The following is a 22,133-nucleotide window of genomic DNA, read 5'->3' as shown; positions in this document are numbered from 1 at the left end:
GGCTTTCGTTTCGAACAACAATCGACAAGTCCCGTCGCCACGAGCGGCCGGGCCCCGACAAATGGTCCAGAAAACTACCCATCCGGGTGGACGCGCGTTTACCGACGTGCTCGCGTTCACCTTCCGGCACTGGCGCGCGCAACCCGTGCGCATCGCCGGAATCGCCTTTTTCGCACTCGCCACCGCGCTCGGCGACGTGCTGACGCCGCTCTTCGCGGGACGCCTCGTCGACGCGCTGTCGCACGGCGTGGCCGCCGCCGACAAGGCCGCGGCGTGGAGCCGCGCGCTGCATGCGTTCGGCGTGCTGATCGGCATCGGCATCGCGTGCACGCTGCTGCGGCAGGCGGTGTTCCGCAACATCATCGTGCTGACGCTGAAGATGATGAGCGAGATCGCGGCGAACGCGTTCCACCGCGTGCAGCGCTTTTCGACCGACTGGCACGCGAACAGCTTCGCCGGCTCGACCGTGCGCAAGATCACGCGCGGCATGTGGGCGATCGACCTGCTCAACGACACGCTGCTTATCGCGCTGCTGCCGTCCGTCGTGATGCTGACCGGCGCGACGCTGCTGCTCGGCCTGCACTGGCCGGTGATGGGCGCGGTGGTGGGCGGCGGCTCGGTCGTCTTCATCGCGGTGACGGTCACGATGTCGCTGCGCTACGTCGCGCCCGCCGCGCGGCTCGGCAACCTGTGGGACACGCGCATGGGCGGCGCGCTCGCCGACGCGGTGAGCTGCAACCCGGTCGTCAAGGCGTTCGGCGCGGAGACGCGCGAAGAGGCGCGGCTCGACGGCGTCGTGTCGAAGTGGCGCGCGCGCACCCGCCGCGCGTGGCGGCGCGGCACCCTCAACGGCGGCGTGCAGGGCGCGATGCTCGTCGCGATGCAGGCGGCGATCCTCGGCGCCGCGCTGTGGCTGTGGGCGCACGACCGCGCGAGCCTCGGCGACATCACGTTCGCGCTGACGACGTTCCTCGTGCTGCAAGGCTATCTGCGCGACATCGGGATGCACATCCGCAACCTGCAGCGCTCCGTCAACGACATGGAAGAACTCGTGTCGCTCGAGCGGCAGCCGCTCGGCATCGACGACAAGCCGGGCGCGAAGCCGATCTCGATCGCGCGCGGCGAGATCCGCTTCGAGCACGTGACCTTCGGCTACGGCGGCGCGCACGCGAAGCCGCTGTACGACGACTTCTCGATCCGGATCGCGCCGGGCGAGCGGATCGGGCTCGTCGGGCATTCCGGTTCGGGCAAGACCTCGTTCATCAAGCTGATCCAGCGGCTGTACGACGTCGACGGCGGGCGCATCACGATCGACGGGCAGAACATCGCGGACGTCACGCAGGCGTCGCTGCGCAGCCAGATCGCGATCGTCCAGCAGGAGCCGCTGCTGTTCCACCGCACGCTCGCCGAGAACATCGCGTACGCGCGGCCCGGCGCGACGCGCGACGAGATCGAGCGCGCCGCGCGGCTCGCGAGCGCGCACGAGTTCATCGACGCGCTGCCGCAGGGCTACGATACGCTCGTCGGCGAGCGCGGGATCAAGCTGTCGGGCGGCGAGCGGCAGCGCGTCGCGATCGCGCGCGCGTTCCTCGCCGACGCGCCTGTGCTGATCCTCGACGAAGCGACGTCGAGCCTCGACAGCGAAAGCGAAGTGCTGATCCAGCAGGCGATGGAGCGGCTGATGGTGGGGCGCACGACGCTCGTCGTCGCGCACCGGCTGTCGACGGTGCGCGCGCTCGACCGGCTGATCGTTCTCGACAAGGGGCGCGTGATCGAGGAAGGCTGCCACGACGCGCTGATCCGGCTCGAACGCGGCGTCTACCGGCGGCTGTTCGAGCGGCAGGCGCTCGAGCTCGCGAAGGGGCTGATCGAGCAGACGGGCGGCGACGTCGCCGACTGGCTGCACGATGAGCACGACGAACGCGACGAGCGCAACGCGCGCGGCGAACGCGACAATCCCGGCGGGCGCGGCGGGCGACGCACGCGCGGCGCGTTCGACGGGAGCCGCGACGGTGGGCAGGTCGACGATTCGGCGGTGGCGGTCGAGAAGTAGCGGCTGTCGCGGCCGAACCGCGCCCCGTGGTCCGGCGGCGCCTCCGCCGCGCCGCCGCACCCCGCCTGCGCCCCGCGTCGATCGATCAACAGGCGCGACCGCATCCCCCGTCGGCCCGCGGCTGCGCGAGCGCCGCCGCGACGCGCGCGACCACTTGCTCGCGCCGCGCGAGCACCGGCTTCGACCGCTCGCGCACGCGCTCGACGATCCGCGCAGGCGCGGTGTCCGGGTCGCCCGCCGCAAACGGCGGCGCCGGCGCATATTCGAGCTGCAACTGCACCGCCTGCGCATCGTCCTCGCCGACGAGTTCCGCCGCGAGCGTCAACGCGAAATCGATCCCCGCGGTCACGCCGCCGCCCGTCACGAGATTGCCGTCGCGCACGACGCGCTCGCGCACCGGCGTCGCGCCGAGCGGCGCGAGCAGCGAGTGGAACGCCCAGTGCGTCGTCGCGCGCCGCCCGCGCAGCAGCCCCGCCGCGCCAAGCACGAGCGCGCCCGTGCACACCGAGCTCACGTAGCGTGCGTGCGCCGCGTGCCGCCGGATGAACGCGAGCGTGCCCGCATCCTCCATCAGATCGGCGACGCCCGCGCCACCCGGCACGCAAATCACGTCGAGCGGCGGGCAGTCGTCGAACGTCGCGTTCGGCACGAGCACGAGCCCGCTGCTCGCCGCCACCGGCTCGCGCGTTTTCCAGACGAGCCGCACCGTGACGCCTGGCAGCGACGCGAACACGTCGTGCGGCCCGGTCAGGTCGAGCTGCTGCACCTGCGGAAACAACAGTAATCCCACTTCGATGGTCATGCCGAACCTCCTCCTTGTCATCAGCATCGCGTCAACGTGACGAGCGTCGCGCCGGCCCGGCCGGGTGCGCCGGCGTCGTGGACAAACCGACTGTATGCAAGTACCGTGTGGCGGATATGCCAAAGTCCCCACGATTCCCGCCAACCCCAACGCCGGCCGCGCCGCCCGCGCTCGCCCCCGCCGCCTCGCGGCGCACGGTGCACGTGCTCGCGTTCGACGACGTGCAGTTGCTCGACGTCGCCGGGCCGCTGCAGGTGTTCTCGACCGCGAACGATTTCGCCGCGCGACGCGGTCTCGCGATTCCGTACGCGCCGCGCGTCGTCGCCGCCAATGCGCCGTCGGCGATGTCGTCGGCGGGGCTCGCGTTCGCCGCCGCGCCGCTGCCCGCCGCGCGCGAACCGTCCGACACGCTGCTCGTCGCGGGCGGCTGGGGCGTCTACGACGCGGCGCGCGATCCGCGGCTCGTCGACTGGGTGCGCCGCCGCGCGGCGCAAACGCGGCGTGTCGCGTCGGTGTGCTCGGGCGCGTTCGTGCTCGCGGCGGCGGGGCTGCTCGACGGCCGCCGCGTCGTCACGCACTGGTCGCGCTGCGACGAGCTCGCGCAACGCTATCCGCACGTGCGCGTCGATCCCGATCCCATTTTCATCCGCGACGGCAACGTGTGGACGTCGGCGGGCGTCACGGCCGGCATCGATCTGGCGCTCGCGCTCGTCGAGGACGACCTCGGCCGAGCGCTTGCGCTCGACGTCGCGCGGCATCTCGTCGTGTTTCTGAAGCGGCCGGGCGGCCAGGCGCAATTCAGCACCGCGCTGTCGCTGCAGCACGAGGGCGGCCGTTTCAGCGAACTGAACGCATGGGCGGCCGCGAATCTCGGCGCGGACCTGTCGGTCGCGACGCTCGCCGCGCGCGCCGGCATGAGCGAGCGCAGCTTCATGCGCCGCTACCGCGAGACGACCGGCAAGACGCCCGCGCGGGCGATCGAGCAGATGCGCGTCGAAGCCGCGCGCCACCTGCTCGCCGACGCGCCGTTGCCGGTCAAGCGGATCGCCGCGCGCTGCGGATTCGGCAGCGAGGAGACGATGCGCCGCAGCTTCCTGCGCATGCTCGGCGTGACGCCGCAGGCCTATCGCGAACGGTTCGCCTCGCGTGGCGTGAAAACCGAAAATGTGCGACCCTAGCCGCATGTCGACGCAACTGCCTTCCCTCTCGCATTTCTGGCGCCGCTCCTGAAGGAGCGGCATCGTCACGTCCCGACCACGACCATGCCGCCGCATCCGGCCGGCATTGCGTCGATCGCGCCCCCCGTTCGGCCCGGATTGCGGCGGTTCTTCCCGGAGAAACCGTTCATGCAAGACGACACCTCGAACCCGCCCCAACCGCCGATCGCATTGACGGGCGATCGCCCGACGGGCGCGTTGCACCTCGGCCATTACATCGGCTCGCTGAAGACGCGCATCGCGCTGCAGCAAACGCACCGGCAATTCATCCTCGTCGCCGACACGCAGGCGCTGACCGACAATGCGCACGACCCCGACAAGGTTCGCCGCAACGTGATCGAAGTCGCGCTCGACTATCTCGCCGTCGGCATCGATCCGCGCCGGAGCACGATCGCCGTGCAGTCGGGTCTGCCCGCGCTCGCCGAGCTGACGCTCTTCTATCTGAACTTCGTCACCGTCGCGCGCCTCGAGCGCAATCCGACGATCAAGGACGAGATCCACGCGCGCGGCTTCGGCCGCGACATTCCCGCCGGCTTTCTCTGCTACCCGGTCGCGCAGGCGGCCGACATCACCGCGTTCAAGGCCGACACGGTGCCCGTCGGCGACGATCAGTTGCCGCTCATCGAGCAGACGAACGAGATCGTCCGCCGCATCAACCGGCAGGCGGGCGCCGACGTGCTGCCCGAGGCGAGCGCGCTGATCTCGCCGACGGGGCGGCTGCCGGGCGTCGACGGCAAGGCGAAGATGAGCAAGTCGCAAGGCAACGCGATCGCGCTGTCGTCGTCGCCCGACGCGATCGCCGACGCTGTCAGGCGGATGTATACCGATCCAAATCACCTGCGCGTGTCCGATCCGGGGACGGTCGAAGGCAACGTCGTGTTCACGTATCTCGATGCGTTCGACGACGAGCCGGACGAAGTCGAGCGGCTGAAGGCCGCGTATCGCGCGGGCGGCCTCGGCGACATGGCGCTCAAGCGCCGGCTCGAAGACAGGCTGCAGGCGTTGATCGCGCCGATCCGCGAGCGGCGCGCCCGGCTCGCGCGCGAGCCGGGCTACGTCGTCGACGTGCTGAAGGAAGGCACCGCGCGCGCGAACAACGTCACGCAGCGCACGCTGGACGAAGTGCGCGATGCGCTGGGCGCGTTTTCGTTCCGGCGGTTCGTCGGGTGAGGTGTGCGGCGCGACCGGCGGCCGCAGCGCCGGGATACGGAAGGGACGACTCGACTTCCGGCACTCGACTTCGGACGCCAATTGCCGGATGTCCTCGCGAGCGCGTTTCGAGATACGCGGAGCATTCGGCGCACGCGCCGAAGACACCGCCTTTTCATCGGACGGATCGCTTCGCCGCTTCGGCCACGCGCCGCCCCGGCAGGGTTCTCGCGCCCGCGGGCCACGCGGCAACAGACTTTACACACTGTTACGCGCGACGCTCATCCAACGACGAGCGCATTCCCTATACTGCCCGCGTGCAATAGCAACCACACGCCACCATGAACACGAAGCCCATCCCAACAACGACAACGAAGCGCCCGGCTTTCACGAAAACCACCCTGCTCGTTTCGCTCGCCGCAACCGCCGCGCTGTCGCTGAGCGCGTGCGTCGCGCCAAACGCGTACGGACCGTATGGTTCACAACCGCAGTACGGCACGCCCGCCTACTCGCAGCCGTCGTACGCGCAACCCGACTATTCGCAGCCCGGCTATCCGCAACAGGGCTACGCGCAGCCCGGATATCAGCAGGGCTATCAACAAGGCTATCAGTCCGGCTATTCCGGCTACTCGACGCAGTACGGCACGATCGCCGGCATCCGCCCGATCGGCGGCGCGACGAGCCCGTCGGGCGTCGCGGGCACCGTCGTCGGCGCGCTCGTCGGCGGCGTGCTCGGCAACCAGATCGGCCGCGGCCACGGCCGCGACGCCGCGACGGTGATCGGCGCGCTCGGCGGCGCGGTCGCGGGCAACCAGATCGGCCAGCAGATGGGTGCGCAGCCGAGCGCCTATCGCGTCGACGTGCAACTGAGCGACGGCTCGACGCGCTCGTTCGACCTGCAGACGCCGGGCGATCTGCGCCCGGGCGATCGCGTGCGCATCGACGGCAATCAGATTTCGCGGTATTGAACGCGGCGGCGAACGCTACAACCAGCGACGCTGCATACGGAAAACGAAGCGACGGAAGCCGGACGGCCGCGATGGCCGGCTTCGTGCCTCCCGTCGCTTTTCGCATGTTCGGCCGGCGGATGCGCGAACGCTTGCCGCGCCGCTTCGAACACATCGCTTCGCGCACCGGCGACGCGCGTCGCTTGCCGGACGCGACACGCGCCCATCCGATTCATCTCGAAACGATCCTCGATCCGGCCGAACGGCGGCTGAAAGTCGTGATCGCCGCATCCGCCGGCGACGCGGCGGCGCTCCTCGGCACGCTCGACATGCTCGCCGGATCGTTCGCGCGATGAAGACACGCTATCATTCGCCGCCGCGTATCGCGGCGCGATGCCGCTGTTCTCGCCGACTCACTGCAAGGCACCCGCGACGGCCCATGACATCCTGACCGTCGGCGGCGTGCGCGTATTGCGTTTCGACGCGGCGAGGCCGCCGAAACGTTGCTCGCCGCCGCGTGGGAACACGACGCCGCGTGGATCGCGGTGGCGGCCGAGCATCTGCACGACGACTTCTTTCGCCTCGACACGCGCTTCGCCGGCCACCTCGTGCAGAAGCTGATCAACTCTCGCGTCAGGCTCGCCGTCGTCGGCACCGTCGATGCGGCGCTCGCGCGCAGCCGCGCGCTGCGCGAGCTCGTGCACGAGACGAATCGCGGCGATGCGTTCTGGTTCGTCGCGGACATCGAGGCGCTCGTCCTACGGCTGCGCGAACGCAGCCGCGTTGCACGAGCGCGCGATGCCGACGCGCGCTGAGCGCGCGGAATCGCCGCGTCACGCGAGCGCCGCACCGCGAAGATCGCGAACCCGGATCGGCGTGGCGATCCGGCGCGACGCCACGCACGAGGCGATGCGGCGCAACCGGCGCATCGCCGCCCGCACGCGCCGAACGCGCTCGCCAACCGCACGCGCGGCCGGCTCCGGCGCGCGCAGCCGGACACATCATTACCATTCTCCACAATCCGCGGCACCACATTTTCTCGCGCGGGATGTACCATTCGCCCCCGTACGCGCGGCATTCCGAGACCTGGCCGAGCGACGTACGCGAAGGCATTTCGTAAGCCTGATCATCAGAAAACCCAGGGACGCACAAATGGGAGATGTGAACAAAACCGGCTGGCCGCCGCCGTCGCCGCCTCGGCTCAAACGCATCTGGCACGGCCCCGACGGCCTGCGCGCCGGGTGGGCGGTGCTGCTGTATGCGGCGATCGTCGCGGCGATCATGCTCGCGCTCGGCGTTGCGGCGCGCATCGCGCATCATCCGCTCCACCCGCGCAGCGATCTGAGCGCGGCCGGACAGATTCCGTTCGAGCTCGCGCTGTGCGCGGCCGCGCTGATCGCCACGCACGTGATGAGCCGCATCGATCGCCGCTCATGGCTCGATTACGGCCTGCGCGCGCCGCGCGGCGCGTTGCATTTCGTCTGGGGGGCGTTCTGCAGCCTCGCCGCGGTGTCGGCGATCATGGGCCTGCTCGTCGCGACGGGCGGCGCGACGATCGAATATTCGGGCGCGAGCCGAACGGCCGCATTCGAATCGGCCGTTGCGTGGGCCGCCGCGTTCGCGCTCGTCGCACTCGCCGAGGAAGTCGCGTTTCGCGGCTATCCGTTCCTCAAGCTCGCGCGGCGCACGCACCCCGTCGTCGCGGCGGCGCTCACGTCGCTCGCCTTCGGCATCTCGCACGTGTCGAATCGCAACGAGAACATCGCGGGCATCGTGCCCGTCGTGATCTACGGGCTCGTCGCGTGCCTCTCGATCTGGCGCACCGGCTCGCTGTGGTGGGCGCTCGGCGAGCACGCGATGTGGGACTGGAGCGAATCGTTCCTGTTCGGCGCGGCCGACAGCGGACTCACCGCGCACGACACGCTGTTCAGGAGCCACGCGATCGGCCCGGTCTGGCTGAGCGGCGGCACGGTCGGCCCCGAGGCGAGCGTGCTCGTGTTTCCGGCGCTCGCGGCGCTCGCGTACGTCGCCTGGCGTCTGCCGCCGCACGCGGCGTGGAACGGCTCGACGCTCGCGCACGCACGCCGGCAGACGGTGTGAGGCGGCTTCGCCGCGCGGATCGCGACCGAACGCTCCACGATCAACCGGTTCGCAATCCGTTCGCGATCCGCGCGCGCAGGCCGCGCGTTCGGCGCGCCCGCCGCGGATCGCGCGCGGGCCGCTTCGTCGGCGCGGCGCGCGATCACCGCGGCGCCGCTTCCCCCGCCGCCGCCTTCGCGGCGCCCGCGTCGCCGCGCAGCCCCGGCAGCTTCGCGTGACCGATCCGTTGCGCGCGATAGATGCCCGCGTGCCCGGAGAACAGATACGCGACGACGCAGGCGAGCGCCGCATACACGCCGATCGGCGCGCCGAACAGTTCGATCGCCATGATCGTCGATGCGATCGGCGTATTCGCCGCACCGGCAAACACCGCGACGAAGCCGAGCCCGGCAAGCACCGGAACCGGCAGCGCAAGCAAATGCGACAGCGCGTTGCCGAGCGTCGCGCCGATATAGAAGAGTGGCGTCACTTCGCCGCCCTTGAAACCCGACGCGAGCGTGACGACCGTGAACGCGAACTTGCCCGCGAAATCGTAGACGGGCAACGGAGCGCGAAACGCGGCCTCGATCGTCGGGATGCCGAGGCCGAGATACTGCGGCGCATGCAACAGCGTCGCCGCGAGCGCGACGAGCGCGCCGCCCGCGACGGGCCGCAGCGGCGCATACGCGATCCGGCGCTTCGCGAACGCGCCGAGCGCGTGCGTCGCGGCGGCGAACAGGCGGCCGACGATGCCGAACGCGATGCCCGCCGCCACCGCCGACGCGACGCCCGCCGCGCTCAGCGCGGGCACGAACGGCACGACGTAGACGGTGTGATGGATGCCCCACAGCCGGCACACCGCGTCCGCGACGATCGACGCCGCGACGCACGCGAGGAGCGCGTCGTAGCGCAACCGGCCGATCGCCAGCACTTCGAGGCCGAACACCGCGCCCGCGAGCGGCGTGCCGAACACCGACGAGAAGCCCGCGGCGATCCCGCCCATCAGCATGATCCGGCGATCGTCGCGCTCGAGCCCGACGAGCTGCGTGACGCGATCGGCGAGCGCGCCGCCCATCTGCACCGCGGTGCCCTCGCGCCCGGCGGAACCGCCGAACAGGTGCGTGACGACGGTCGCGACGAGCACGAGCGGCGCCATGCGCTTGGGCACGATCGCCTGCGGATCGTGGATCTCGTCGATCAGCAGGTTGTTGCCGCGCTCGACGGAGCGGCCGACGCGATGATAGACCCAGCCGGTCGCGAAGCCCGCTGCGGGCAGCAGCCACAGCAGCCACGGATGCGCGACGCGCGTGCCGGTGGCGAGATCGAGCGCCCGCAGAAAGAGCGCGGATGCCGAGCCGGCGAGCACGCCGACGACGGCCGACAGCGCGAGCCAGCGGCACAGATGCGCGAGCGCCGCGACGGGCTCGAGAGTGTGCAGACGTTTCATGAATTTCCAGATTCGACAGGACATCAAACCTGGGCGGCAGGACGCCGCTTGTCACGGATGGCCTACGACCTCCTGCACCCAGGAACGCGTAGGCATCATCAGCCGGCTCGCCGGCGGTTGTACGGAGGCATGCCATCTCCGGTAGCCGCGGATTGTACGCGATGCCGGGCGCGCGCGGCAACCGTCGCGGCGACGGCGCACGCGGAGCCGGAGCGTCGGCGCGAGGAAGGAGGCGGGCCGGCCGGTGCGCGGCCCGATGCGCGAACCGATGCCGGGACCAACCCGCCGTCCGTCACGCGCCGAAACGCTCCGCGAGCTCGACGAAGTCCGCCGCGACGACGTCCCAATCCTGCTCCGCGCGCAGATCGGTCGTCTGCGCGGGACCGTGCTCGCGCGGGCGCGCGACGAACGCGCTCCGATAGCCGCAGCGCCGCGCGGCCGCGAGGTCGCCGTTGTGCGCGGCGACAAGGCACACCTCGTCGGGACGCAGCGCGAGGATGTCGGCCGTGCGCAGGTACGCTTCGGGCGTCGGTTTGTACGCCTGCGCCACTTCGGCGCCGAGGATCGCGTCCCACGGCAATCCCGCGCGCTTGGCCATGTCGATCATCAGGATCACGTTGCCGTTCGACAGCGGCGCGATGATGTAGCGCGCCTTCAGCCGCGCGAGCCCCGCGACCGAATCGGGCCACGGATCGAGCCGGTGCCACGCGAGGTTCAGCTCGTCGAGATCGGCGTCGGCCACGCTCGCGCGATCGATGCCGAACGCGGGCAGGATCGCCTCGAGATTTTCCCGATGCAGCACGTCGAGCCGCACGAACGGCCGGCGGCCGCTGCGCACGTCCTCCATCGCGGGCGAATAGCGCGCGCGCCATGCATCCGCGAACGCGGCCGGATCGGCTCCCGCGCCGCCGTACTTCGCCAGAAACGGCGTCGCGTCGCGTATGACGCCGGAACGCCAGTCGACCACGGTGCCGAACACGTCGAATACCCATGCCTTCACGCCTAGCGCCTGCATGATGCTCTCCTGAGTCGCGGGATGACGTTGCAGGATGCAGCGGGCCCGTCGGCGGCTCGCACCGGCCCGCCGCCGCGCGTGCGCAATCGGCCGGGCAACCGCGGCGGACGGATCGCCGGCCGACGGCGCACGCAGGCGAAGAACGCAGGCCCGCCGCACGCGGACCACCGCTTCTGCACGTCTGAAAGAAACGCACTTCCGCCGCCCGACATTATCGGCGAGCCGCGCATGCATTCGCGGCGAGGAAATCGAGGCCGACGTCGAAGTCGAGACGGTGTTCGGCCGGCCCATCGCCGTGAAAAAACCCAGTCGCGACAGGCGCGCGACGAACGTGCGCCCGGCCTTACCGCCGGCGCTGCCTGTTGCGCTGAACGAGCGAGATCAACTGATCGGCGATCCGCTCGAGCGGCAGCACCGCGCTCGCCGCGCCGATCGCGGCGGCCGCCTTCGGCATCCCGTACACCGCGCTCGTCGCTTCGTCCTGCGCGATCGTGTAATGCCCCTTCGTGCGCATCGCCTTCAGGCCGAGCGCGCCGTCGCGCCCCATGCCCGTCAGCAGCACGCCGATCGCCTCGCCCTTCCAGTGATCGACGACGCTGTGAAAGAACACGTCGACCGAAGGCCGGTACGGCGTCTCTTCCGGACGCCGCGTGTAAGCGAGCGAGCCGCGCGCCGTCAGGTGCAGGTGATCGTTCGTCGCCGCGAGCAGCACCTCGCCCGCCTGCGGCACGCCGCCCTGCCGCGCGATGCGCACCGGCAACCGCGAATAGCCGTCGAGCCACTGCGCCATGCCGATCGCGAACGCCTGGTCGACGTGCTGAACGATCACGATCGCGGCCGGAAAATCCTCCGGCAGCCGGCGCAGCAGCGCGGTCAACGCGGTCGGCCCGCCCGCCGACGCGCCGATCGCGACGAGCGGCGGCAGCGCGCCCTGCGGCGCGGGCGCGGCGGCGGCGGGCGCGGCAGCGGGCATGCGCGTCGCGAGCAGCCGGCCGATCTGGTCGATCTTCGCGAGAAGCGGCTGCGACGGATCGGCGCTGCCACCCTGCCCGAGCGTCGGCGTGTCGACCGCGTCGAGCGCGCCCGCGCCCATCGCCTCGTACACGTACGACGCGTTCGCGCCGACGTTCGCGGTGACGATCAGGATCGCGCACGGCGAGCGCTCCATGATGCTGCGCGTCGCCGACACGCCGTCGATGCGCGGCATCACGAGGTCCATCAGGACGAGGTCCGGCGGCTGCGCGACACAGAAATCGACCGCCTGCGCGCCGTCCGTCGCGACCCACAGCACGCGGTGCTCGGGCCGCAGCGCGATCGTGCGGCGCAGCGCCTCGACGGCGAGCGGCAAGTCGTTGACGATGCCGATGTTCATGGCTTGTTACGCGTCCCCAATCAGGTCGTGCACGGCGTCGAGCAACGCCTCGTCGTGGAAGCCGCCCTTCGCCAGGTAGTAGTCGGCGCCCGCTTCGAGCCCGCGCCGCCGGTCCTCGTCGCGATCCTTGTACGACACGATCATCACGGGCACCGATTTGAGCAGCGGATCGCCCTTGATCAGCGTGACGAGCTCGATGCCGTCCATGCGCGGCATGTCGATGTCGGTGACGACGAGATCGAAGCTGTCGCCGCGAATCGCGTTCCAGCCGTCCATGCCGTCGATCGCGATCGTCACGTCGTAGCCGCGCTTCTCGAGCAGCTTGCGCTCGAGCTCACGCACGGTCAGCGAATCGTCGACGACGAGCACGCGCTTCGCGCGCCGCGCGAGCGCATCCTGATCGCCGCGCCGCACCTTCGCGAGCTGGCCGCCGCGAATCAGCTTGTCGATCGAGCGGATCAGATCCTCGACGTCGACGATCAGCACCGGATCGCCATTTTCCAGCAAAGCGCCCGCCGCAATGTTCTGAATTTTGTTGAGGCGCCCGTCTAACGGCTGCACGACGAGCATGCGCTCGCCGAGGAAACGGTCGACCGCGACGCCGTACGTCTCCGGCTCGCCTCCGACGACGACGACGGCCGTCTTCGGCCGGCTCTCGTCGAGCTCGCCCGCGTCGAGCAGCTGATGCGCGGTGACGAGCCCCACGCGGCGATCGTCGAGCGGAAAATGCTGCTGGCCCTCGAGCACGTCGATGTCCGCGCGGTCGAGCTCGAGCGTGCGGCGCACCTGCACGAGCGGGAACGCATACGGCTCGCCGCCGACGTCGACGATCAGGCTGCGGATCACCGACAGCGTGAGCGGCAACTGCAGCACGAAGCGCATGCCGAGGCCCGGCTCGTTGAAGATCCGCACCGCCCCGCGCACCGACTTCACCATCTCCTGCACCGCGTCGAGGCCGACGCCGCGGCCCGACACGTCGGTCACCCGCTCGCGCATCGAGAAGCCGGGCAGCAGCAGGAATTCGAGCAGTTCCGCGTCGGACAGGCGCGCGGCCGTGTCCTCGTCGGTCAGGTTGTGGCGCACGATCGCCGCGCGCACCGCGGCGAGATCGGCGCCGGGGCCGTCGTCGCTCACGCTCACGAGCAGCGAGCCGGCGCTGTGCCGCGCCTCGAGCGTGACGCTCGCCTCCGCCGGCTTGCCGCGCGCGAGCCGCACGTCGGGCGGCTCGACGCCGTGATCGATCGCGTTGCGCAGCAGATGGCCGAGCGGCGCGTCGAGCATGTCGAGGATGTCGCGATCGACCTGCGTCGCCTCGCCGACGATCGAGAAGCGCACGCGCTTGCCGAGCGAGCGCGCGAGATCGCGCACGACGCGCGGGTACGCGCGCGTCGCGTCGCCGAACGGACGCATCCTGCATTGCAGCGCCTCGTCGTACAGCTGCTCGGCGATGTGCGAGCTGCGGCGCTCGAAGCGGTCGAGCTCGTCGAGCCGCGCCGCGAACGTGCGCTGCAAATCGGTGAACATCTGCCGCACTTCGTTGAGCGCGCCGCGCACGCGCGGGTCCGCGTCGTCGGCGAGCGCCTCGACGGCCGAATCGAGCGAGCGCGCCGCGTCGCGCTGCGCGCGCTTCACGCGCAGCATCGATTCGGCGAACGGCTTGAGCCAGCGCGACTCCACGAGCGATTCGCCGGACAGGCCCAGCAGCCGGTTCAGCGTGTCGGCGCGCACGCGGCGCATCTGGCTCGACGCGCGGTCCGCGTCCGGCGCGCGGGAGGATGGCGGCGCGGCATCGTGCGTCGGGGCGTCCTGCGTCGGGGCGGATGCGGCGCGCGGCGCACCGGCGCGCGATATCGCGCCGCGCACGCCGGCCGACGCGCCGAAATCGGCCCCTTCGCCCGCGCCGGCGACATCGTCGGAATGGTCCGCATCGCGCGCGCCGACGATCGTGTCGCCGTTTTTTTCCGCGTCGCGCGCATCGACGCCGGCGTTCGCGGCGGCAAGAACGTCGGCGTCTTCGCGCGCCGCATCCGCGCGGCTCGCATCGCCCGCGCCGCTATCGCGCGCCGCGTCGCCGTCGCCCGCGTTCGCATTCGGGTCCGCTCCGGGCGGCCCCGCATCCGCCGCCGCGAGCGCCGCCGCGAACGCGTCGATCTCGTGCGCCGCGACCGACGCCGCCGTCTGCGGATCGCCAACGCGCACGAGCAAGTCGACGCCCGTCAGCAGCGCGTCGACGTGGCACGGCGTCAGCGGCTGCCGGCCGTGCTGCGCGGCGACGAAGCAATCCTCCATCCGTCCCGCAATGTCGACGCCCTGCGGCACGCCGACGATCCGCGCCGCGCCCTTGAGCGAATGCGCGGCGCGCATGCACGCCTCGAGCGTCGCCGCGTCCTGCGCGCCGCGATCGAGCGCGAGCAGCCGCTCGGACAGCGCCTGCGTCTGCGTGAGCGTCTCCTCGCGGAACAGCTCGAGCAGCGACGCGCGGCCGAAATCGTCATCGACGCTCATCGCAGGCTCCGCGTCAGCGAGTCGAACAGGCGTTCCTCGTCGAGCAGGCCGATCGTCTTGCCGCGCCACGCGAACACGCCGCGCGAATGCACGGCGCCCGCGCGCGCGACGGTGGCCGGCACCGGCATCCAGTCGGCGGGCGTGAAGCGCAGCACGCCTTCCACTTCGTCGACCGGAAACACGACCGGATCGCCGCGATGCGCGACGACGAGCATGCGCGTGAAGCTCGTGCGCGGCGCGGCGCGATCGGCGCGCGCATCGAGGCTCAGCAGCTCGGCGAGCGACACCGCGACGCGCAGCATCCCGCGCACGTTGACGATGCCGAGCACCGCGCGGTTGCGCCGATGCGGCAGCGGATGGATCGAGCGCGTGTCGGTGATCTCGCGCAGCACGCGAATCGGCAGCGCGAGCCATTCGTCGGCGACGCGAAACGCGAGCGCCGAATGAACGGTCTCGGCCTCGCCGTCGCGCGCCGCCGGCGCCGGGTTCGCGCGCAGCGCGCGCTCGGCGGCAAGACGCGCCGCGTCCGCGAGATCCGCATCGGTCAGCGGGCGGTCGAGCAGCAGCGCCGCGTGCCGCTCGAAGACCGGGCAGTTCAGGCAGCGTTGACAGGTGTCGAGCCGCTCGCACGAACGGTCGCCGCGCGTGCCGATGCGATTCCAGCACGCGTCGATGTCGAATGCGATCTTCGGTCGCTCAACGACGTCGCGTTCCATGGGTTCCTCTCGGTTCGCCGTCATCCGTGTCGGTCACGGATGCGGCCGATTCGTACTGGGCCGCGCGTCGGGCCCGTTGCATCAGCCATTGTGCGCCGTCGCGATCGCCCGCGATGTCGAGCAACGTCGCCAAATGCGTCAGCGCTTCGTAATGCGACGGCTCGAGGTACAGCGCCTTCCGATAGCAGTGCGTCGCTTCGTCGCCTTGGCCTCGCGCATCCGCGATCAGGCCGAGCAGGTAGAACGCGTCTGCGCTCGGGCCGGCCTGTTCGATCGACGCGTGCACCGCCTGCTGCGCGGCGTCGAGCGCGCCGGCGTCGGCGAGGCGGCGGGCGGCGTCGAGCGGCGCATCGCCGGCCGCGCGTGACGCGGCGTCGGTCGCGGCGTCGGTCTCGGCCACGCCCGCGAGCGCGGTGGCGCCCAACGCGCGCGACGAAAACGTCGGCTGCGCGATGCCGGACGCGGCCGCGCCCCGCGCGGGCGCGGACCACGCGGTGTCGAACGTGTGCGCGAGCGATGCGGACGCGCGGGGCGCCGCGCCGGCATCGCGCGCGAGCGCCATTGATGCGAGCCGGCCGGCATCGGCCGCCGCGCCGGGCAGCGCATCGAATGCCGGACGCGCGAGGCCCGCGGCATCCGCGAACGGCTCGGCCGCGGGCGGCACACCGTCGATCGCCGGTGCGAACGAGCCGGCCCGCGCGCGCTCGGCGCCGGGTGCGCGCGAAAACGCACCGGCCGCCGTCCAGCCCGAATCGAATGCGTTCGCGCGCGGCGCGGCCGCCGGACCTCCCGCGTCGCGGGCACGCGCGAACGCTTCGCCGCCGGGCTCCGTTGCGCCCGGCGCGCGCGCGAATACGCCTGCCGCGGGCTGACCGGCCTCGCCCGCTTGCGCGCGCGGCTCGGACGACGCGCCGCGCGTCGCACCCGGCGGGGACACCGACGGCGCGGCGAACGATTCGAACGCGTGCGGCGCGCCGTCGATCGCGCGCGCGATCGGCTCGGGCGTCGGCCAGCCGGCGTCGAAGAACCACTCGTGAGCAATCGCGCGCAGCGTGCCGCCGATCGCCGGCGTGCGATCGTCGCCCGCACTTCCCGCGCCGCCGGCACTCGCCGCGACGCCCGCCGCCGCGCCGCGCCACGCGCCGCCCGCCGCCTGCGCGCCGATGCCGCTCGCGCCGGGCCGCGTCGCCGCATCGGCGGCCGGCTTGCGAAACGCGAACGCGAGCGGAATCTGCGCGGACGCGAGCCCCTGCCGCATCACGACGCCCGTCTCGGCCGGCCCGACGAACAGGATGCCGCGCTCGTCGAGCCGCTCCTCGACGATCCTCACGACGCGATCCTGCGCGTCCCGATCGAAGTAGATCAGCACATTGCGGCAGAACACGAAGTCGTACGGCTCGCCGGCGCGGCCGAGCAGGTCGAGCAGATTCTCCTGCCGGAACCGCACGCACGCGCGCACCCGCTCGTCGAGCACCCAGCCGTCGGCCGCCGCCTTGAAATGCCGGTCGCGAAAGCCGAGCGCGTGGCCGCGAAACGAGTTGCGCCCGTAGCGCGCGCGCTGGGCATGCGCGATCGCGCGAGCGCTGATGTCGAGCGCGTCGATCTCGAAGCGTGCCGGATCGATGCCTGCGTCGAGCAGCGCCATCGCCGCCGAATACGGCTCCTCGCCCGTCGAGCACGGCGCGCTCAGGATTCTCAGCACGCGCGCGGGTTGAGCGAAGAGGCGCTGCGCGCCGAGCCGCGCGAGCGCGCCGAACGCCTCCCGCTCGCGGAAGAACCACGTCTCCGGCACAACGAACAGTTCGATCAGCGCGCGCCGCTCGTCGGCCGATGCGTTCAGGCGTTGCCAGTACGCGTCGAGCGCCTCGTCGGTGATCGACTGCTGCGGGCGGCCCGCCGGCGCGGCCGCGCCGTCGCCCGCGCCGGGCTGCGTCGCGGCGATCCGCTCGGCGAGCGCGCGCGCGACGAAATCGTTGCCGAGCGACGCGGGATCGATGCCGGTCTCGCGCGACAGCCACGCATGAAAGCGCGGATCGAAGACGTTCATCGCCCGCCTCCCGCCGGTGCGCCGTGCGAATCGAGCGACGCCGCGTAGTCGAACAGCAACGCGCGCGCGTCGCCGTCGACGATGTGCTGCACCGCGACCCACTGCACGACGCCGTCCGCATCGCTCGCGATCGGTCCGAGCCAGCGCGCGTGCGGAGTCGCGAGCCCGCTGTCGCGGAACGCATCGCGCGCGATCCGCGCCGTCTGCGTCGCGCGTTCGACGATGAGCCCGAGCAGGCGCGCGCGCGGCGGCGCGAACGCCGGCTCGGCGGACGCGGGCAGCCGGTAACGCACGAGCACGAGCCGCGTCGAGCGCAGCGGCTGCGCGGGACGGCCGAGCGCGAGCCGAGGCACGTCGATCACCGGCACCGGCTCGCCGCGATGCATCAGGATTCCGGCTGCCCACGCGGGCGCGCCGGGAATCGCCTTCGTCGCGGAGAGCGGCAGCACTTCGGCGATCTCCGCCGCATCGAGCGCGTAGCGCTCACCGTCGAGATGGAACAGCAGAAACAGCATCGTCGGCTCCGCCTTTCCCGTCACGCGCGCATCATGCATCGACCTTGAAGCGCGACACGCCGGTGCGCAACTGATTCGCGACGAGCGTCAGATCGTCGATCGCCTGCGACGACTGCCGCAGCGATTCCGCCGTCTGCTGCGCGGCCTCGGACAGTTGCGCGAGCGCCTGCGTGATCTGCTCGGCGCCGCTCGCCTGCGTCTGCATCCCTTCGTTGACCATCTGGAAACGCGGCGCGAGCGTCTGCACCTCGGCGATGATCTGCGACAGTTGCCCGCCCACCTGCTGAACGTCGCGCATCCCTCGCCGCACTTCCTCCGAGAACTTGTCCATGCCCATCACGCCCGCCGACACCGCCGACTGAATCTCCTTCACCGTCTGCTCGATGTCGTATGTCGCGACGGCCGTCTGATCGGCGAGGCGGCGGATCTCGGTCGCGACGACCGCGAAGCCGCGGCCGTATTCGCCCGCCTTCTCCGCCTCGATCGCCGCGTTCAGCGACAGCAGGTTGGTTTGATCGGCGACCTTCGTGATCGTCGCGACGACCTGGTTGATGTTGATCGCCTTCTCGTTGAGGATCGCGAGCTTCGCGTTCACCGAGCCCGCCGCGTCCATCACGCTGCGCATCGTCTCGCCCATCCGCGTGAGCCCGCTCTGGCCGACGCCCGCGAGCGTCGCCGACTGCTCGGCCACCGCCGACACTTCGTTCATCGTGCGCAGCAGGTCGCGCGAGGTCGCGAAGATCTCGCGCGAGGTCGCGCCGATCTCGGTCGTCGTCGCCGCGGTTTCGTTCGCGGTCGCCTGCTGCTCGCGCGACGTCGCCGCGATCTCGGCGACCGACGTCGTCACCTGCAGCGACGACTGCTGCGCCTGCGCGACGAGCGCGGTCAGCTCGTCGGCCATCCGGTTGAAGCCGCTCTCGAGCGTGCCGAACTCGTCGCTGCGTCCGAGGTTCAGCCTCTGCGTCAGGTTGCCGGTGCGCATCACGTCGTGCACGTCGATGAGCCGCGCCATCGGCACCGTCACCGCGCGATACAGCAGATAGCCGAGCGCGAGCGCGGTCACGAGCACGACGCCGAGCGCCACCGCGAGCGTGATCTCGGTGCCGTGCACGGATTCGCGAATCAGCGTCGCCGACTGATCGGCGAAGCGCCGGTTCTCCTGCACGAGAATGTTCGCATGACGAATCACCTCTTCCCACGCGGGCGTCATCTTCGCGTACGCGGCGAGCGCGTCGGGCTTCGCGCCGTGCGCTTTCTGCACGGTGTCGTTCAGCAGCGGCAGATAGCGGTCGTATGCCGCGCGGAATGCGCCGAAGCGCTCCTGGTCGTCGCTGCGGAACGTCGACGCCTGATACGCGGACGACAGCCTGTCGAACTCTTCGAGCACGCCCGGCACCTTCGCGAGATCGCGCCGGATCGATTCGGTGTCCGTGTCGACGAACACCGCGCGCTGCAGCGTGATGTACGAATCGTTCGCCGCCGCGCGCAACGACGACGCGAGATAGACCCCGGGCAGCGAATCGCGCTCGATGCTGATCGCCTCGTCGTTGATCGCGCGCAGGCGCTGATAGGACAGCGCCGCCATGAACAGCATCAGCACGAACAGCACGCCGAAGCTGAACAGTATCCGGTTGCCCAGCGTGAGCCGGCTGCCGGCGGCGGGTTTGCGGAATGTCTCGTTGCTGGCGCGAGTCGTCACTGTGGGCATGTCGTTCTATCCGGCTGGCGGAAAATCAGGTGAATGTTGCGGCGCGCGGCGCGCCGGGCCGATCGCGTCGATCCCGGCGCGCCGCGCGGCCCGGGCATCGCGAGTGTAACTTGAACCGTCGTGAACAAAGGTGTCTCGGCGCACGCCGAGTGCATTCGCATTGCGTGCGTCACACGGCGCTCACATCCTTCGGGATCCGAAGTCCCGCGAGAAAGCCGCGCGGCGTATAGCGCATCAGGATCTGCCCGCGATGCTTGGCCGCCGTCGCGCGCACGAACGCGAGACCGAGCCCGAAGCCGCCGCGCTGCGCGCCGCCCGCCGGCACGAGCCGCACGAACGATTCGGTCGCGGCCGCGCGCTGCTCGGGCGCGATGCCCGCGCCCTCGTCCTCGACGCCGATCAGCCAGCCATCGCCGTCCTCGACGAGCGTGCAGCGCACCTCGGAGCCCGCGGGGCCGTACTTCAGCGCGTTGTCGACGAGGTTCGCGACCGCGCGCGTGAGCATCATCCGGTCGCCGATGCACAGGCACTCGGTCGGCGGCACGTCCGCGCGCACGCGGCTGCCGACGCTGCCCGCCTTCTCCCACATCTGGTCGACGGCGTCGAGCACGACCTCGTTCAGGCTCACCGTCTCGCTCGGCCGCTTCTCCGATTGCGCGCGCGTCAGGTGAATGAAGCCGTCGGCGAGCGCGAGCGCGCGCCGCGCATGCGTCTCGATCCGCTCGAGGATCGGCGGCATCTCGCCGTGCTCGTTGCGATAGACATCGAGCAGCGCGAGGATCGACGTCTGCGGCGTGCGCATGTCGTGCGACAGGAAATCGAGCACCTCGTCGCGCTGCCGCAGCATCAGATACGAATTCGAGTGGTAGCGGATGCGCGCGATGAGCTCGATCGTGTCGGGCAGCTTGACGAGATAATCGTTCGCGCCCGCGACGAACGCGGCGCGCTTGACGGCGGGCTCCTCCTTCGCCGAGAGCACGATGATCGGCACGCGCGCCGTCTGCGCGTCGGCGCGCCACGCGCGCACGAGGTCGAGGCCGTCGATGTCGGGCATCACGAGATCCTGCAGGATCACGGTCGGCTTCACTTCCTTCGCCACCGCAAGCGCGCGCTGCGCGTCGGTGCACGTGTGCAGCACGATGTCGCTCTCCGGGACGAGCGAGCGGCGAATCACTTCGCCGACGAACGCCTGGTCGTCGACCAGCAGCACCGAGATCCCCGATTCAAGCGAATCCGGAGCATTATCCCTGCTCGTTTTATTCATCATGTCGTAGCGCTACGCAATCGTTGCCTTGTCGCCTGTTCCAGCCCCGTTCGTCGCTCGCTTGCCCGGCTGGTGAGGCATGCGACCGCGTGAGCGCGAGCCCGCCGTTCCTCGCAGGACGGCAATGAAACGGGCCCTCATTCTTTCTTAAAACGAATATAAAGTGCCGATGTTAAATGAAATTAAGTCGGCTCGCTGATCTCGCGCGATAATCGCAGGACATTTCACTTCTTTTTACGATCGAATCTTCGGTCGATCAGGTAAAAACGCGTATCGGGACGACCCGGCCGATTCGGTAGCCACAATGCGCCGGATACGCGCGGCGCGCAATTGCATCCGTGCAGTGTGTTATCTGCTCGCCACAGTAGGATTTATCAATCGCGCTCGCAGCGCCGCGAGATGCGGGAACGCAAACGTTTTCGCCGATGCGGATCGCCGCACATGCGCCAAGTGCGCACGGCCCGGCGGGAAACGCGGCCCATGACGTTCGCCGGGCAAACGTTTGCCGTAGGCGTGCCGCATGCGCCGCCGCCGCAATCGACCGAGCGAACGCGCAAAACCGCGCCGCCCCGATCGACGGGACATCGGTTTGACCGTCTGGCCGGTGGGCGATAGCATGTCGAATCGATATGCAGCCACGTACCGCAGGCGTGCCGCGGCGCAATCGCGAACGTTCCGCACATCGCGCGTCACCCCCCGTTTTTCGAGATATCGGCGATCGCGGCCATTGATTCCTTATCTCAATATTTCCGCAATTTCCGTTTAAAACGGACAGGGCGTTTCTTATCCAATTATTCGCTGCACCTTCACGAATCCAAGCTACTGCGTTGGCGAAACTATCTCGAAAACGATCACGTTCGACGTGGATTCCGTGCGCCGATTCGCGACGCTCGCGGGCGACATGAATCCGCTGCATCACGACGAGGCGCTCGCCGAATCGACGCGATTCGGCGGACTGATCGTCAGCGGCACGCATTATTCGGCGCTGATGATGGGCATGGTCGCGACCTTCCTCAGCGAACGGCGGGCGGCGCTCGGGCTCGAATTCGAATTCCAGTTCCGCAAGGCGGTCGCGGCGGGCGAGACGGTGACGATGGCATGGCGGATCGTCGCGATCGAGCCGAGCCCGAAGCTCAAGGGCGACGTCGTGCGCCTCGAGGGCACGCTGTGCAATGCGGCGGGCGATGTCTGCGTGATCGCGAAATCGATGAGCCTCAGCTTGCCGGACGACGCGATCGCGGCGGCATAGCGCCGGCCCGGGTGGCAGGCCGCCCGCGCGTGCGTGCCGCTCCGTTCG

General features: G+C 70.5%; 18 protein-coding genes and 1 riboswitch. Of the genes, 8 read left to right on the top strand and 10 right to left on the bottom strand.

All coding sequences use genetic code 11. From position 1 onward, the window contains the following. Window positions 1-61 precede the first annotated feature (61 nt). A complete protein-coding gene (locus tag BTH_RS02685; protein ID WP_009895536.1) occupies window positions 62-2,053 on the top strand; it encodes an ABC transporter ATP-binding protein in 1,992 nt (663 codons plus the stop codon). Between the two features lie 85 nt (window positions 2,054-2,138). Here the strand turns inward: BTH_RS02685 and BTH_RS02680 are convergent, their stop codons facing one another. After that, window positions 2,139-2,855: a DJ-1/PfpI family protein gene (locus BTH_RS02680; RefSeq protein WP_011400932.1), complete on the bottom strand. Its 717-nt coding sequence runs from the start codon at window positions 2,853-2,855 to the stop codon at window positions 2,139-2,141. A gap of 107 nt (window positions 2,856-2,962) precedes the next feature. On the opposite strand from BTH_RS02680, the gene BTH_RS02675 reads away from it, so the two are divergent. The 6 genes from BTH_RS02675 to BTH_RS02650 all read left to right on the top strand — a co-directional run bounded on the left by BTH_RS02675 (window position 2,963) and on the right by BTH_RS02650 (window position 8,268). Then, on the top strand, window positions 2,963-4,033 hold the full coding sequence (locus BTH_RS02675) for a GlxA family transcriptional regulator (RefSeq protein ID WP_025370119.1): 1,071 nt from the start codon (window positions 2,963-2,965) through the stop codon (window positions 4,031-4,033). A gap of 168 nt (window positions 4,034-4,201) precedes the next feature. Further along, window positions 4,202-5,242, top strand: coding sequence for a tryptophan--tRNA ligase (trpS, locus tag BTH_RS02670; protein WP_009895530.1), 1,041 nt, complete (start codon window positions 4,202-4,204; stop codon window positions 5,240-5,242). A gap of 320 nt (window positions 5,243-5,562) precedes the next feature. Beyond that, the gene (locus tag BTH_RS02665; RefSeq protein ID WP_009895526.1) at window positions 5,563-6,189 is read left to right on the top strand and encodes a glycine zipper 2TM domain-containing protein; all 627 of its coding nucleotides are present in this window, start codon (window positions 5,563-5,565) and stop codon (window positions 6,187-6,189) included. A 182-nt stretch (window positions 6,190-6,371) separates the two neighbouring features. Beyond that, entirely contained in the window at window positions 6,372-6,524 is a 153-nt protein-coding gene (locus tag BTH_RS34920; protein WP_223297093.1) for a hypothetical protein, read from the top strand. Window positions 6,525-6,671: 147 nt separating this feature from the next. Next, window positions 6,672-6,983, top strand: a complete 312-nt coding sequence (locus tag BTH_RS02655; protein WP_009895521.1) for a DUF4180 domain-containing protein — start codon at window positions 6,672-6,674, stop codon at window positions 6,981-6,983. 337 nt (window positions 6,984-7,320) lie between these two features. Next, window positions 7,321-8,268 carry a CPBP family intramembrane glutamic endopeptidase gene (locus tag BTH_RS02650; RefSeq protein ID WP_009895520.1) on the top strand — a complete coding sequence of 316 codons (948 nt, stop codon included), beginning with the start codon at window positions 7,321-7,323 and terminating at the stop codon, window positions 8,266-8,268. Between the two features lie 142 nt (window positions 8,269-8,410). Here BTH_RS02650 and BTH_RS02640 read toward each other — a convergent pair whose 3' ends face one another. The 9 genes from BTH_RS02640 to BTH_RS02600 form a co-directional block, all read right to left on the bottom strand. Beyond that, a complete protein-coding gene (locus tag BTH_RS02640; RefSeq protein ID WP_009895517.1) occupies window positions 8,411-9,694 on the bottom strand; it encodes a voltage-gated chloride channel family protein in 1,284 nt (427 codons plus the stop codon). 82 nt (window positions 9,695-9,776) lie between these two features. After that, window positions 9,777-9,843: riboswitch (Fluoride riboswitch) on the bottom strand. A 143-nt stretch (window positions 9,844-9,986) separates the two neighbouring features. Beyond that, window positions 9,987-10,709, bottom strand: coding sequence for a haloacid dehalogenase type II (locus BTH_RS02635; protein WP_009895515.1), 723 nt, complete (start codon window positions 10,707-10,709; stop codon window positions 9,987-9,989). 343 nt (window positions 10,710-11,052) lie between these two features. Continuing rightward, window positions 11,053-12,081 carry a chemotaxis response regulator protein-glutamate methylesterase gene (locus BTH_RS02630; protein WP_009895514.1) on the bottom strand — a complete coding sequence of 343 codons (1,029 nt, stop codon included), beginning with the start codon at window positions 12,079-12,081 and terminating at the stop codon, window positions 11,053-11,055. Window positions 12,082-12,087: 6 nt separating this feature from the next. Continuing rightward, on the bottom strand, window positions 12,088-14,586 hold the full coding sequence (locus tag BTH_RS02625) for a hybrid sensor histidine kinase/response regulator (RefSeq protein WP_009895512.1): 2,499 nt from the start codon (window positions 14,584-14,586) through the stop codon (window positions 12,088-12,090). After that, window positions 14,583-15,302: a chemotaxis protein CheW gene (locus BTH_RS02620; RefSeq protein ID WP_009895510.1), complete on the bottom strand. Its 720-nt coding sequence runs from the start codon at window positions 15,300-15,302 to the stop codon at window positions 14,583-14,585. Before BTH_RS02620 ends, BTH_RS02625 begins: the two co-directional genes overlap by 4 nt. Then, window positions 15,283-17,349, bottom strand: coding sequence for a CheR family methyltransferase (locus tag BTH_RS02615; RefSeq protein WP_009895509.1), 2,067 nt, complete (start codon window positions 17,347-17,349; stop codon window positions 15,283-15,285). Before BTH_RS02615 ends, BTH_RS02620 begins: the two co-directional genes overlap by 20 nt. Continuing rightward, window positions 17,346-17,864, bottom strand: coding sequence for a chemotaxis protein CheW (locus BTH_RS02610; protein WP_009895508.1), 519 nt, complete (start codon window positions 17,862-17,864; stop codon window positions 17,346-17,348). The genes BTH_RS02615 and BTH_RS02610 overlap by 4 nt, the downstream gene beginning before the upstream one ends. A 31-nt stretch (window positions 17,865-17,895) precedes the next feature. After that, the gene (locus tag BTH_RS02605; RefSeq protein ID WP_009895506.1) at window positions 17,896-19,572 is read right to left on the bottom strand and encodes a methyl-accepting chemotaxis protein; all 1,677 of its coding nucleotides are present in this window, start codon (window positions 19,570-19,572) and stop codon (window positions 17,896-17,898) included. A gap of 169 nt (window positions 19,573-19,741) precedes the next feature. Beyond that, entirely contained in the window at window positions 19,742-20,839 is a 1,098-nt protein-coding gene (locus BTH_RS02600) for a hybrid sensor histidine kinase/response regulator (RefSeq protein WP_009895505.1), read from the bottom strand. Between the two features lie 859 nt (window positions 20,840-21,698). Between BTH_RS02600 and BTH_RS02595 the strand changes: the two genes are divergently transcribed. Then, on the top strand, window positions 21,699-22,085 hold the full coding sequence (locus BTH_RS02595) for a MaoC family dehydratase (protein ID WP_009895498.1): 387 nt from the start codon (window positions 21,699-21,701) through the stop codon (window positions 22,083-22,085). Window positions 22,086-22,133 lie beyond the last annotated feature (48 nt).

This window comes from Burkholderia thailandensis E264, assembly GCF_000012365.1.
In the GTDB taxonomy this organism is placed as follows: Bacteria; Pseudomonadota; Gammaproteobacteria; order Burkholderiales; family Burkholderiaceae; genus Burkholderia; species Burkholderia thailandensis.
The sequence above is the reverse complement of the archived record's forward strand: the minus strand, read 5'-3'. Positions and strand labels throughout refer to the sequence as shown.

Coding starts and splice junctions, on each gene's coding strand:
- BTH_RS02600 (WP_009895505.1), bottom strand. CDS start 20,839: ATGATGAATAAAACGAGCAGGGATAATGCTCCGGATTCGCTTGAATCG.
- BTH_RS02620 (WP_009895510.1), bottom strand. CDS start 15,302: ATGGAACGCGACGTCGTTGAGCGACCGAAGATCGCATTCGACATCGAC.
- BTH_RS02615 (WP_009895509.1), bottom strand. CDS start 17,349: ATGAACGTCTTCGATCCGCGCTTTCATGCGTGGCTGTCGCGCGAGACC.
- BTH_RS02665 (WP_009895526.1), top strand. CDS start 5,563: ATGAACACGAAGCCCATCCCAACAACGACAACGAAGCGCCCGGCTTTC.
- BTH_RS02605 (WP_009895506.1), bottom strand. CDS start 19,572: ATGCCCACAGTGACGACTCGCGCCAGCAACGAGACATTCCGCAAACCC.
- BTH_RS02625 (WP_009895512.1), bottom strand. CDS start 14,586: ATGAGCGTCGATGACGATTTCGGCCGCGCGTCGCTGCTCGAGCTGTTC.
- BTH_RS02680 (WP_011400932.1), bottom strand. CDS start 2,855: ATGACCATCGAAGTGGGATTACTGTTGTTTCCGCAGGTGCAGCAGCTC.
- BTH_RS02635 (WP_009895515.1), bottom strand. CDS start 10,709: ATGCAGGCGCTAGGCGTGAAGGCATGGGTATTCGACGTGTTCGGCACC.
- trpS (WP_009895530.1), top strand. CDS start 4,202: ATGCAAGACGACACCTCGAACCCGCCCCAACCGCCGATCGCATTGACG.
- BTH_RS02630 (WP_009895514.1), bottom strand. CDS start 12,081: ATGAACATCGGCATCGTCAACGACTTGCCGCTCGCCGTCGAGGCGCTG.
- BTH_RS02650 (WP_009895520.1), top strand. CDS start 7,321: ATGGGAGATGTGAACAAAACCGGCTGGCCGCCGCCGTCGCCGCCTCGG.
- BTH_RS02640 (WP_009895517.1), bottom strand. CDS start 9,694: ATGAAACGTCTGCACACTCTCGAGCCCGTCGCGGCGCTCGCGCATCTG.
- BTH_RS02610 (WP_009895508.1), bottom strand. CDS start 17,864: ATGCTGTTTCTGCTGTTCCATCTCGACGGTGAGCGCTACGCGCTCGAT.
- BTH_RS02685 (WP_009895536.1), top strand. CDS start 62: ATGGTCCAGAAAACTACCCATCCGGGTGGACGCGCGTTTACCGACGTG.